The 12,752-nt window shown below is 54.8% G+C and carries 12 protein-coding genes; 9 read left to right on the top strand and 3 right to left on the bottom strand.

The window, feature by feature from the left end:
• Window positions 1-127 precede the first annotated feature (127 nt).
• From ycaC to rimL, 5 genes are all read left to right on the top strand, one after another.
• Window positions 128-751: an isochorismate family cysteine hydrolase YcaC gene (gene ycaC, locus ACMYSK_RS07350; RefSeq protein ID WP_434641422.1), complete on the top strand. Its 624-nt coding sequence runs from the start codon at window positions 128-130 to the stop codon at window positions 749-751.
• Between the two features lie 144 nt (window positions 752-895).
• The gene (locus ACMYSK_RS07345; RefSeq protein WP_434641421.1) at window positions 896-2,065 is read left to right on the top strand and encodes a pyridoxal phosphate-dependent aminotransferase; all 1,170 of its coding nucleotides are present in this window, start codon (window positions 896-898) and stop codon (window positions 2,063-2,065) included.
• A gap of 17 nt (window positions 2,066-2,082) precedes the next feature.
• The gene (locus tag ACMYSK_RS07340) at window positions 2,083-2,856 is read left to right on the top strand and encodes an ABC transporter substrate-binding protein (protein ID WP_434643965.1); all 774 of its coding nucleotides are present in this window, start codon (window positions 2,083-2,085) and stop codon (window positions 2,854-2,856) included.
• A gap of 191 nt (window positions 2,857-3,047) precedes the next feature.
• Entirely contained in the window at window positions 3,048-4,703 is a 1,656-nt protein-coding gene (locus tag ACMYSK_RS07335; RefSeq protein WP_434641420.1) for a glucan biosynthesis protein D, read from the top strand.
• A gap of 66 nt (window positions 4,704-4,769) precedes the next feature.
• Window positions 4,770-5,336, top strand: a complete 567-nt coding sequence (gene rimL, locus ACMYSK_RS07330) for a 50S ribosomal protein L7/L12-serine acetyltransferase (RefSeq protein WP_434641418.1) — start codon at window positions 4,770-4,772, stop codon at window positions 5,334-5,336.
• A gap of 18 nt (window positions 5,337-5,354) precedes the next feature.
• Here rimL and ydcK read toward each other — a convergent pair whose 3' ends face one another.
• Window positions 5,355-6,335 (bottom strand): YdcK family protein, encoded by a 981-nt coding sequence (gene ydcK, locus ACMYSK_RS07325; protein WP_434641417.1) that lies wholly within the window; start codon window positions 6,333-6,335, stop codon window positions 5,355-5,357.
• Window positions 6,336-6,446: 111 nt separating this feature from the next.
• Between ydcK and tehA the strand changes: the two genes are divergently transcribed.
• A complete protein-coding gene (gene tehA, locus ACMYSK_RS07320) occupies window positions 6,447-7,445 on the top strand; it encodes a dicarboxylate transporter/tellurite-resistance protein TehA (protein WP_434641416.1) in 999 nt (332 codons plus the stop codon).
• 2 nt (window positions 7,446-7,447) lie between these two features.
• A complete protein-coding gene (gene tehB, locus ACMYSK_RS07315) occupies window positions 7,448-8,044 on the top strand; it encodes a tellurite resistance methyltransferase TehB (protein ID WP_434641415.1) in 597 nt (198 codons plus the stop codon).
• Here tehB and pepT read toward each other — a convergent pair.
• The gene (gene pepT / locus ACMYSK_RS07310; protein ID WP_434641414.1) at window positions 8,041-9,270 is read right to left on the bottom strand and encodes a peptidase T; all 1,230 of its coding nucleotides are present in this window, start codon (window positions 9,268-9,270) and stop codon (window positions 8,041-8,043) included. The genes tehB and pepT overlap by 4 nt on opposite strands.
• 114 nt (window positions 9,271-9,384) lie before the next feature.
• On the opposite strand from pepT, the gene ACMYSK_RS07305 reads away from it, so the two are divergent.
• Both ACMYSK_RS07305 and ACMYSK_RS07300 read left to right on the top strand, forming a co-directional pair.
• Window positions 9,385-10,977 (top strand): ABC transporter substrate-binding protein, encoded by a 1,593-nt coding sequence (locus tag ACMYSK_RS07305; protein ID WP_434641412.1) that lies wholly within the window; start codon window positions 9,385-9,387, stop codon window positions 10,975-10,977.
• Window positions 10,978-11,112: 135 nt separating this feature from the next.
• On the top strand, window positions 11,113-11,781 hold the full coding sequence (locus ACMYSK_RS07300) for a DUF3313 domain-containing protein (RefSeq protein ID WP_434641411.1): 669 nt from the start codon (window positions 11,113-11,115) through the stop codon (window positions 11,779-11,781).
• Between the two features lie 63 nt (window positions 11,782-11,844).
• Here the strand turns inward: ACMYSK_RS07300 and ACMYSK_RS07295 are convergent, their stop codons facing one another.
• Complete coding sequence (locus ACMYSK_RS07295; RefSeq protein WP_434641410.1) at window positions 11,845-12,741, bottom strand: DMT family transporter; 897 nt, start codon at window positions 12,739-12,741, stop codon at window positions 11,845-11,847.
• Window positions 12,742-12,752: the final 11 nt, after the last annotated feature.

Below are 12,752 nucleotides of genomic sequence, written 5' to 3'. Positions count from 1 at the left end.
ACTGCGTTCCACTTTTGCCGGCTAATCATCACTCGGTCAGTCAACTACTATCTGTCTTGTGAAGTAAATATCTGCCGGTGCGGAAAGGCCGGTGGGGATAACCTGATGCTTAAATGAGGAATCAATCATGGCTAAACCCTATGTTCGTCTGGATAAGAATGAGGCGGCAGTGCTGCTGGTGGATCATCAGGCAGGACTGTTGTCTCTGGTTCGCGATATTGACCCGGATAAATTCAAGAACAACGTGCTGGCGCTGGGAGATATGGCGAAATACTTCGGCCTGCCAACCATCTTAACCACCAGCTTTGAAAATGGCCCCAACGGCCCGCTGGTGCCGGAGTTGAAAGCCCAGTTCCCGGATGCTCCCTATATTGCCCGCCCGGGAAATATTAATGCCTGGGATAACGAAGATTTCGTCAAGGCGGTAAAAGCCACGGGGAAAAAGCAGCTGATTATTGCCGGGGTGGTAACCGAAGTGTGCGTGGCGTTCCCGGCACTGTCGGCCATTGAAGAAGGATATGATGTTTTCGTGATAACCGATGCGTCCGGCACCTTTAACCCGATTACCCGCGATGCCGCCTGGGATCGCATGTCGCAGGCCGGAGTGCAGCTTATGTCATGGTTTGGCGCCGCGTGTGAGCTACATCGCGACTGGCGCAATGACGTTGAGGGACTGGGTACGCTGTTTTCCAACCATATCCCGGACTATCGTAACCTGATGACCAGCTTTAACACCTTAACCAGTAAGTAGTTTTCCTCTCCGGCCAGCCTGTGCTGGCCGTCTCTTTTCTCAAGGCATGATCAAAACGCATGGCTACTATGACAACAATTCGTTTGTCGTCAGGTAGCGCATTGGATTGAATGGTTATGCAAATAAAATGAGAAAGGATTAACTATGAGTCTCAGCTCCCCGGTAGCCCTCCGCTCCAAATTGCCGGATGTCGGCACGACAATTTTTACCGTGATCGGTCAACTTTCCGCCCGGCATAACGCCATCAACCTTTCTCAAGGGGCGCCGAATTTTGCCTGTGATGCCCGGCTGGTCGCGGGGGTCACGCGGGCGATGGAAGAAGGGCATAACCAGTATGCGCCAATGACCGGCCTGCCTGAACTGAAAGCGCGGATTGCCCAGAAGGTTGCAACTCTGTACGGCACAGACTATGACGTTGACAGCGAAGTCTTGATCACCGCCAGCGCCAGTCAAGGGATCTACTCGGCCATCGGTGGGCTGGTGCATCCGGGCGATGAAGTTATCTACTTCGAACCTTCCTTTGACAGCTATGCGCCAATCGTCCGCTTGCAAGGGGCGACGCCGGTGGCCATCAAGCTAACGGTGCCTGATTTTAGCGTTAACTGGGATGAAGTTCGCGCCGCCATTACCCCGCGTACGCGAATGATTATTGTCAATACGCCGCATAACCCCAGTGGCCAGGTATTCTCCCGTGCGGATTTAGACCAGCTGGCGGCGCTGACGCGCAATACCGATATCGTGATTTTGTCAGATGAAGTCTACGAGCACGTGGTTTTTGACGGTGAGCAGCACCACGGAATGGCGACGCATCCCCAGCTGGCGGAGCGGAGCGTCATCATCTCATCGTTTGGCAAAACCTATCACGTGACCGGCTGGCGCGTGGGCTATTGTGTTGCGCCGGCGGCGCTGATGGACGAGATCTGCAAGGTTCACCAGTTCTTGATGTTCTCCGCCGACACGCCGATGCAATACGCTTTTGCCGAGCATATGGCCGATCCGCAATCCTGGCTTTCTCTGGCTGCATTCTATCAGCAGAAGCGAGATCTCCTTCAGCAGCTGCTGGCTGATTCACCGTTCCGCCTGTTGCCGAGCGCCGGCTCTTTCTTCATGCTGGCGGACTACAGCCATTTCAGCGACGAAAGCGACAGCGAGATGGTGAAGCGCCTGATTACCGACTACGGTGTGGCGACGATCCCGCTGTCAGCGTTTTATACGGATGGTACTGATAACAAACTGATTCGCCTCTCTTTTGCTAAAGATGAAGCCACATTGCGGGCCAGTGCGCAGGCACTGTGTCACGTTAAGCCGCGTTAAGGAGCCCCACGATGAAGATGAAAATAAAAGCCCTTACCCTCGCGTTGGGGATGATGTGTACCTTCTCGGCGTTTGCCGCCGGTGAACTGCGCTACGGCGTGGAAGCTGAATACCCGCCGTTTGAAAGTCGCAATACGGCAGGGGAGCTGGAAGGTTTTGATATTGACCTCGGGAATGCCATCTGCAAGGCGGCCCAGCTGAAATGCAGCTGGGTGGAGACATCTTTTGATGCGCTGATCCCAGGACTGGTGGCGAAGAAATTTGATGCCATTAACTCGGCGATGAATATCACCGAACAGCGGCGCAAAAGCATTGATTTTACCCAGCCGATTTATCGCATTCCTTCGCAGCTGGTGGGTAAAGCCGACAGCGGACTGGCGGCCACCCCGGAAGGGCTGAAGGGCAAAACCATCGGTGTACTGCAAGGATCGATTCAGGAAACCTTTGCCAAAGAGCACTGGGAAAAGCACGGTGTGACGGTGGTGTCTTACAAAGATCAAAATATGGCGTGGGCGGATCTGTTGAATGGCCGTATCGATGCGTCGCTGGTGATGTCCGCCGCCGGGCAGGCCGGATTCCTCAGCAAGCCGCAGGGTAAAGGGTTTGGTTTTATCGGTAAACCGGTAGCTGACGATACCATTCTCGGCAGCGGGATCGGCTACGGCCTGCGTAAAGGCGATGAGGCGACCAAAAAGCAGCTTGATGCGGCAATCGATAATGTTCGCGCTGACGGCACCATCACCCGTCTGGCGGCTAAATACTTCCCGGGTATCGACGTCAGCGTCAAATAACCCCGTCTTCCTCCGCAGGGCAAATCTGCGGGGGAATTCAGTCTGGTCCGGTGGACAGAATTTTTTCGCGTTTTTTCTGTCGCCAACAATTGGATTATCAATCGTTTTTGTCTAGAGTGGGCGAAATTCACGACGCATCTGTTGGTCGCGTTGCGTATCAACTGGCATAACAGAAGGACGCTTTCTCAGGCATGAATCGCAGACGTTTTCTCAAATCTTCCATGGCTGTTGCCGCCGTATGCGGAACGTCAGGAGTCGCTTCACTTTTTTCTAACGCCGCGCTTGCCGAAGATTCGGGCATTGCTGATGGGATGACGCGCCGTTTTGACTTTTCCGTTTTGCAATCGATGGCGCACGATCTCTCTCGTCAGCCGTGGGGCGGAGCGCCGCGCGACCTGCCGCCAACGCTGGCGAATCTGACGCCACAGGCCTACAACAGCATCCAGTACGACGCAGGACACTCGTTGTGGAACAACATCGATGACCGCAAGCTGGATATCCAGTTTTTCCACGTCGGTATGGGTTTTCGCCGCCGCGTGCGCATGTTCTCGCTGGATACACAAACCCAACAGGCGCGTGAAATTCACTTCCGTCCGGAGCTGTTTAACTACAACAACGCCGGCGTAGATACCAAACAACTGGTGGGGCAAACCGACCTCGGCTTCGCCGGATTCCGCGCATTTAAAGCGCCGGAGCTGGCACGCCGCGATATCGTTGCCTTCCTCGGCGCGAGTTACTTCCGCGCGGTAGACAGCACCTATCAGTACGGGCTTTCCGCCCGTGGTCTGGCGGTCGATACCTTTACCGATACTCCGGAAGAGTTCCCGGACTTTACCTCGTTCTGGTTTGAGACGGTTAAGCCGGGCGCGACGGTCTTTACCGTGTATGCGCTGCTCGACAGTCCGAGCGTCACCGGCGCCTACAAGTTTGTGATCAACTGCCAGGAGACGCAGGTGATTATGGATGTGGAAAACCACATCTACGCTCGCAAAGATATCAAACAGCTGGGCATCGCACCGATGACCAGTATGTTCAGCTGCGGCAACAACGAACGCCGGATGTGCGATACCATCCACCCGCAAATTCACGACTCCGATCGCCTCGCCATGTGGCGCGGCAACGGCGAGTGGGTCTGCCGTCCGCTGAACAACCCGCAAAAACTGCAGTTCAACGCCTTCCAGGATAAGAACCCGCGCGGCTTTGGTCTGCTGCAGCTTGACCGCGATTTCACCCATTACCAGGACATTATGGGCTGGTACAACAAGCGTCCGAGCCTGTGGGTCGAGCCGCGAAACCAGTGGGGTAAAGGGGCCGTCAGCCTGATGGAGATCCCGACCACCGGCGAAACGCTGGATAACATTGTCTGCTTCTGGCAGCCGGAAAAAGCGATCAAGGCCGGGGATGAGCTGGACTTCAGCTATCGCCTGTACTGGAGCGCGCAGCCGCCGGTCCGTTCACCGCTGGCCCGCGTGATGGCTACCCGCACCGGGATGGGGGGGTTCCCGGAAGGCTGGGCGCCGGGTGAACACTATCCGGACAAATGGGCGCGGCGTTTTGCCATTGATTTCGTCGGCGGCGATCTCAAGGCCGCGGCGCCAAAAGGCATTGAGCCGGTGATTACCCTGTCTAACGGCGAGGCGAAACAGATTGAGATTCTGTATGTCGAACCTTTCGACGGCTATCGCATCCAGTTTGACTGGTACCCGACCAACGATTCCACCGACCCGGTAGAAATGCGCATGTTCCTGCGCTGCCAGGGCGATGCAATCAGCGAAACCTGGCTGTATCAGTATTTCCCGCCGGCTCCGGACAAACGCAACTACGTTGATGACCGGGTCATGAAGTAACCGTCGCAGTTGCCCATCCGCGCGCAGAGATGCCGGGGATGGGCTTGCCCGCAGTGAGAGACCGCCATGTCCGCAGAAAATACTCCCGCCCTTGAAACGATCCCGGTGACCGACCCGCTGACGCTGCGCGCGGTGGACGAGCGCTACGTTGCCGACTTACACCAGCTGGTGGAAAAAAATAAGCACTGGCTACAGCATTCGCTTAGCTGGCCCGCCGCAGTGGACAATGAAGCTGAAACCCGCCGCCATGTGCAGGGGAACGTCATGCTTCACCAGCGCGGCTACGCCAAAATGTTTTTACTGTTTCTCCGCGATGAGTTGGTGGGCGTGCTGTCGTTTAATCAGATTGAACCGCTGAATAAAACCGGCTACATCGGCTACTGGATTGATGAGCATCACCAGGGGCAGGGGCTGCTTTCGCAGGCGCTGCAGGCCTTTATGCACTACTACGCCAGCCGCGGTGAAGTCCGGCGCTTTGTTATCAAATGTCGGGTGGCTAACCACCAGAGCAACCGGGTGGCGCTGCGCAATGGCTTTACCCTGGAAGGGTGCCTGAAGCAGGCCGAATTCCTGAATGGATCTTATGACGACCAGAATATCTACGGGCGCATTATCGATAGCCCCGTAGCGTGATTGTCGGGGGCTGTCGGGCTACAGCGACCCCAGCAGCGGCGTGCGGGTAATATGCTGCGTGCCGTTGATCACTTTGCGGCCGCGCAGATGAATCACGTCGCCGTTAAGGGCTTCAATCCGCGCCTCGTCGCTAATTTCAACCCGATGCTCGATCACCACGTCACCGCTGATGCGGGCATGTCCCTGCACCAGCACCTCGTCATCCAGCAGAATGGGGCCGCCGCACAGCCGGGCGTGACCGCCGACCATCACTCGATGTTTAAGCACGCAGTTTCCTTCGACGACGGCGTTCTCCGCCACCTGTGAACTGTAGCGTAGCGTCGGTATCGCGTCTTCAGCGCGTCCGGCGATGATCCGGGCATGGTCATACACTCTGGCGTTATCGCAGACCCAAACGTCGTTATCCTCGTTGCCCTCCAATCGGGCATGGTCAAAAATTTCCGCCCGATGCTCGACAAAAGCATGGTCCACGAACGCGTCGCCGTAGATTTGCGCCTGATGAACAATGCGCGAAGCGCTGACCGTCGCCCGCTGGTATATTTGCAGGAACTTGTCGCGGTCGGCGGTGAGTCCCTGGGCGGCGACAATCAGACAGTGGGGGAGAATACGCGCCCAATCGGCGAGACGGCAGTAGCCGCGAACGCGGGAGTGCTGAAGTGTGACGTTGTCACTAATCTGTGCGTGATGGCTGATATGACCGTTGTCGATCCACGCATCGCCGTGAATAATCGCGCCGTGGCTGACGATACAGGTCCCGGTAAGCCTCGCGTTAGCTGCAATCCGCGCCCCGGCAAACACCGCACTGTTGGGATCGTAAATCCAGCATGCGCCCTCCTGGCTCAGCGCCGCTTCGTCGTCCAGCCAGCCGCCTTCACAGCCGGCCTGCACATCGGCGAAATCACGCAGAGCCACAATTTGCCGCAGATTTACGCTATGTTTAATCCCGTCTTCTTCATAGTGAAACAGGCGGACCTTGTCGCTCAGACGATATTTGTTCATCAAGGCTTCTCTTTACTTTTGGTTAACATAAACATAGCAAAAATCTCCGTAGCGCGTTTTATAAGGTTCTTCTAAAATGCAACTTAAAGATAAATTGAAAAATTAAATAAAATGAATAAAAACCCGCTTGAACGGCAGGTCCTGAATTTACCTGCGGGCTATTTTGGTATGGTGCTGGGCATTATCGGCATGGGCTTCGCGTGGCGCTACGCCAGCACTATCTGGCCAGTGAGCCGGGCTGTCGGAGATGGCCTGGTGGCTCTGGCAGCGACGATATGGGCGCTGCTGGCGATGGCGTTTATCTCCCGGGCCATTCGCTTTCCGTGGAGCGTGTTGCAGGAGATGCGCCACCCGGTCGCCAGCAGTTTTGTCAGCTTGTTTCCCGCCACCACAATGCTGGTGGCTATCGGCTTCGTGCCGTGGTTTCGTCCGCTCTCGCTGCTGTTGTTCAGCCTCGGCGTGGTGCTCCAGCTGACGTATTCTGCCTGGCAGAGCGCTGGACTCTGGCGGGGGAAACACCCCGGAGAAGCCACCACGCCGGGCCTCTATTTACCGACGGTGGCCAATAATTTCATCAGTGCGATGGCCTGCGGTGCGCTCGGCTTTAGCGATGCCGGGCTGGTGTTTCTTGGTGCCGGGATCTTCTCGTGGCTGAGCCTGGAGCCGGTGATTCTCCAACGCTTACGCAGTGATGGTGAGCTCCCCACCGCTATGCGCACGTCGCTGGGTATTCAACTGGCCCCGGCGCTGGTGGCCTGTAGCGCCTGGCTTAGCGTCAACGGCGGGGAGGCGGATACTTTCGCTAAACTGCTGTTTGGCTACGGCCTGCTGCAACTGCTGTTTATGTTGCGCCTGATGCCGTGGTATCTGCAGCAGCCGTTTAACGCCTCATTCTGGAGCTTTTCGTTTGGCATTTCCGCGTTGGCCAGTACCGGGCTGCATCTCGGGCACAGCCAGCCGAACGGCTTTTTCCATTACTTATCGATCCCGCTGTTTGTCTTTACCAATCTGATTATTGGGCTGCTGGTGCTACGCACGTTTCTGTTGTTGATGCGGGGGAAATTACTGATTCGCGTTGACCGGGCCACATTATTAAAAAATAAGGATTAATCATGACCATCCGTGACGAAAATTACTTTACTGAAAAATACGGTCTGACCCGTACCCATTCGGAAGTGGTGTACGCTGCAACCCAGATAGCGCCGGGAAAAGCGCTGGATCTGGGCTGCGGCAACGGGCGTAACAGTCTTTATCTGGCAGCAAACGGCTTTGATGTGACCGCATGGGACAAAAACCCGATGAGCATCAATAACCTGGAGGACATTCGTGCGCAGGAAGGGCTGGCGAACCTACAGACTGCGGTAAAGGATCTGAATAACTTAAGCTTCGACGGTGAATATGACTTTATTCTTTCAACCGTGGTGCTGATGTTCCTTGAAGCGAACACCATTCCGGGGCTTATCGCGAATATGCAGCGCTGTACCAGACCAGGCGGCCATAACCTGATCGTTGCAGCCATGGACACCGACGATTATCCGTGCACCGTCGGCTTCCCGTTTGCCTTTAAACCTGAGGAACTGCGGCGCTATTATGCCGACTGGTCGTTCCTCAAGTACAACGAAGAGGTGGGCGAACTGCACCGCACCGACGCCAACGGCAATCGCATCAAGCTGCGTTTTGCCACCATGCTGGCGCAAAAGCCGGCTTAACGAGCTGCCAGCAGGCAGAGCTGAAGCGCAGTGTGGTACGACGCCTCAAAGGCGCGCAGCGGCAGAAACTCAAACTTTGAGTGGAAGTTATGCGCGCCGGTGAAGAAGTTAGGGGTTAGCAGGCCTTTTGCCGAGAGCGCCGCGCCATCGGTGCCGCCGCGCATCGGCGTCGGCTTCGGCGTCACGCCAATGCTCTCCATAGCTTCAAACATCAGGTCAATGGCCCGGCGATCTTCGCCAATGGCATTGCTGATGTTGCTGTAGGTATCGCTAATCGTAAACTCAACGCTGGCCGTCGGGTACTGCGCCGCAATTTTTTCAGCGACATCGCCAATCTGCTGCTTACGGCGTAAAAAACTCTCGCGGTCGAAATCACGAATGCTGGCCTGCAGCAGGGTGCTGTTTTGATCGCCCTGAATCCCATTAAACCAGACGTAACCTTCTCGCCCGGCGGTATGCTCGGGCGTTTGCAGTCGGTCGAAATGGCTGATGTAATCGGCAGCCATCAGCAGCGGGTTAACCAGTACGCCTTTTGCAGACATCGGGTGGGCGGTTACACCGGTAAAGCGGATTTCGGCCGCCGCGGCATTAAAGTTCTCATAAACAATCTCCCCCAGCTCGCAGCAGTCGATAGTCCAGGCGAAATCAACGGCAAAACGGTTGAGATCCAGGGCTTTCGCTCCTCGCAGACCGACTTCTTCATCCGGAACAAAGGCCACCACGATATCGCCGTGGCGGTGTTCCGGCGTCAGGTTCTCCAGCACCGTCATCACCACCGTGACCGCCGATTTGTTGTCGGCACCCAACACGCTGGTGCCGTCGCTGAAAATAATCTCTTCGCCAGGGTAGGCGAGAATTTCCGGATGCTCGGCAACCCGCAGCCAGATTTGCTTTTCACTGTTCAGGCACAGATCGTCACCGGTAAAACGTAAAATCTGCGGATGAATGTCCGGGGACAGCCCGACATCAACGGTATCGATATGGGTGATAAAACCGATGCGCGGCGCGCCCGGGACGTTGCCTTTTTTCACTGCGGTAACGGTGGCATGTTCATCGATCTCGATTTCATCAAGCCCGAGGCGCCGCAGCTCATCGGCAAGTTCGCGGGCCATCTCATGTTGCCCTGGCGTGGTGGGCAACGTGGTAGCACGGGGGTCGCTTTGACTACTGATGGCGAGATAGCGGAAGAAGCGCTGGGTCAATTGACTGGCGAGCGGTGATGACATAGTGATTCCTTCTTTATTTATTTTTTCAGGTGTTTGCAATCTGGCTTTAGTGTTATGTATGGGCAGGAAAACAACAAGCTATTCATTAGCTGACAAATTAAAAAAGGAAACGTAATGCAACGCAAACTCACTACGCTTGCTCTGACATTAACGGCACTCGCGTTTGGTTCCACCGCGAATGCAAAAACGCTGGTTTACTGCTCCGAAGGATCACCGGAGAATTTCAATCCTCAACTCTACACCTCCGGTACCAGCGTGGACGCCAGCGCGGTACCCGTTTATAACCGGCTGGTCGATTTTAAAGTCGGTACCACTGAATTACAGCCGAGCCTCGCAGAAAGCTGGGAGGTGAGTGAAGACGGAAAAGTGTATACCTTCCATTTACGTAAAGGCGTTAAGTTTCAGAGCAATAAATATTTCACCCCCACCCGCGATTTTAATGCCGATGATGTGATTTTTTCCTTTATGCGGCAAAAAGATCCGCAGCATCCTTATCACAACGTGTCCAACGGCAACTACTCTAATTTCGAAAGCCTTGAGTTCGGCCAGTTAATTACCGCAATTGATAAGTCTGATGAATATACTGTGCGGTTTACATTGACGAGAGCCGAAGCTCCGTTTGTGGCCGACCTGGCGTGGTATTTTGCTTCTATTTTATCGGCAGAGTATGCGGATGCGATGTTAAAAGCCGGTACGCCTGAGCGCGTTGATTCCGATCCTGTTGGCACCGGTCCCTTTAAGCTGGCGCAGTACCAGAAAGATTCCCGGATTCTTTTTACGGCCTTCCCGGAGTACTGGCAGGGGAAAGCAAAAATCGATCGTCTGATATTCAGCATTACTCCGGATGCCTCGGTGCGCTACGCCAAACTGGAAAAGAACGAATGCCAGGTGATGCCGTTTCCTAATCCGGCCGATTTACCCCGGATGAAAGAAAATAAAAACCTTACTCTGCTGAGCAAAGCGGGGTTAAATACCGGCTTCCTGGCGTTTAATACGCAAAAGCCGCCGCTGGATAATGTCAAAGTCCGTCAGGCGCTGGCGATGGCGATTAATAAAGCGGCGATTATTGACGCGGTGTTCCATGGTACCGGTACGGAGGCGAAAAACCTGCTGCCGCCGGGGGTATGGAGCGCCGACAGCGAGCTGAAAGATTACGCTTACGATCCGCAAAAGGCCAAAGCGCTGCTGCAGGAGGCGGGGATAAGCGGCCCGCTGACGATTGACCTGTGGGCAATGCCGGTACAGCGTCCCTATAATCCAAACGCTAAACGGATGGCCGAGATGATTCAGGCGGACTGGGCCAAAATTGGCGTACAGACCAAAATCACTACGTATGAATGGGGTGAATACCTGAAACGAGTGAAAGACGGCGAACATCAGGCGGCGCTGATGGGCTGGACGACCGCGACCGGTGACCCGGACAATTTCTTTGGTCCGCTATTTACCTGCCAGTCGGCAAACGGCGGTTCTAACTCGGCGAAATGGTGCTATCAGCCATTTGATAAAATTATCGCCGAGGCAAAATCGATTACCGATCGCCCAAAACGTGAAGCCCTGTATAAACAGGCGCAGCAAATGATGCATGACCAAATGCCGGCGGTGATGATTGCCCATTCGACTATTTTTGAACCGGTCCGCAAAGATGTTTCTGACTACGAAATCGATCCTTTTGGCAAGCATATTTTCTATCAGGTCGATATAAAATAAGCTGGACATGTTAATCCGCCCACCGTGGCGGATTTATTTTTTCAAACGTTTGACGAACCCCCTTTTTTGTCACAAAACTTACCTTGTTAATTTGCTATAAATCGCGCCGACAACTGCATTTACAGGGATTCACTCATGCGTACTCATTTCATTTTTAAAGTGGCAGCACTTGCTGGTCTGTTAGCTCTTGCGGGCTGTACCTCAAAAATTGCCGCTCCGGAAAAATATTCTGGTTTCTTAAAAGACTATTCAAACTTAAAAGAAACAACGTCGGCTTCTGGTAAACCAGAACTGCGCTGGATTTCTCCGGATTACAATCCGAAAAACTACGACAACATTGTCTATAACCCGATCACCTATTACCCGATTCCTAAACCGTCTACTCAGGTCGGGGAAAAGGCGCTGCGCGATATTCTGAATTACACCAACCAGCAGATGAAACAGGCGATTTCCGAGCGCAAACCGCTGGTAGCAAATCCCGGCCCGCGTAGCCTGATTTTCCGTGGGGCAATCACCGGTGTGGATTCCAGCAAAGAGGGCCTGCAGTTCTATGAAGTGGTTCCGGTTGCGATGGTGGTAGCAGGAACGGAGATGGCGACCGGTCATCGCACGATGGATACCAGCCTCTACTTCGAAGGTGAACTGATTGACCCGAAAACCAACAAACCGGTGGTCAAAGTTGTGCGTAAAGGCGAGGGGAAAGCGCTGGCCAACGAAAACACACCGATGACCATCGACACCCTGAAACAGGTCATTGATGAAATGGCGATCGATGCCGTGAAATTTGACCCGACGCAGAAATAATCCCGAAACAACGAAAAAGGCGCCCTTAAGCAAGGCGCCTTTTTTATGCCTGCAGTCGGAGGACTATGCCAGCCTGCGGCGCAGGAACCACTGTTCAGGACGGGCGAACATCACCAGATTACCCACCAGAATCAGCGCCAGCCCGATAACCGCGTTGCTGTGCCAGACGTAGCCTTCGTAAAACGTCGAAATCGTCAGCGCGACCAGCGGGAACAGCAGCGTACTGTAGGCGGCTTTGCCGGCGCCAATTCGGCCAACCAGCGTGAAATAGGCGCCAAAGGCGATAACCGAACCGAACAGTGCCAGATACAGCAGCGCGCCCATATAGCTCAGCGTCCACTGAGGCGTGAAATCATCGCCGCGTACCAGGGCGATAGCCCCCATGACCAAGGTGCCGTACAGCATTGCCCAGCTATTGGTCGTCAGCGTTTCCAGACCACGGCGCTGGTGGCGCATGCTGAGCATATTCCCAAGGGAAAAACCGTAGGTCCCCAGCGCGCTCAGGCCGATACCCCACAGCAGGGAAGCGTTCAGCCCATTGCTGAGCAGATCGTCCCAGAACAGCGTCACAATTCCCGCAAGGCCGAGAGCGGCGGCAAGCCAGAAACGGGCGGGGGGCTGCTGACGGAAGAAAATAAACCCGTTGATGGCGTTAAACAGTACCGCCATCGAAAAAATAACCGATTCGAGACCGGTGTTGATGTGCGCGGCGGCAGTATAAAAACACCAGAAGTTAAAGCAGAAAACGCAGCAGCCCTGTATCACGCAGAATAAATGGTCGCGCAGCGCTAGCGGGCGCAGTCGGCGGGTTGCCAGCAGAATCGCCAGCATCGTGACGCTGGCCACGGCAAAACGCCAGAAAATGGAGACCGGTGCGGAGACGGGTCCCTGTTGTAAAAAGATGGCAATCCACGTCGTTCCCCAGATGACGACAACCAGCCCGTACAGTATTGCGTTCACTATTTTTCTCC

The organism is Klebsiella sp. I138 (assembly GCF_051131765.1).
GTDB lineage: Bacteria > Pseudomonadota > Gammaproteobacteria > Enterobacterales > Enterobacteriaceae > Klebsiella.
The sequence above is the reverse complement of the archived record's forward strand: the minus strand, read 5'-3'. Positions and strand labels throughout refer to the sequence as shown.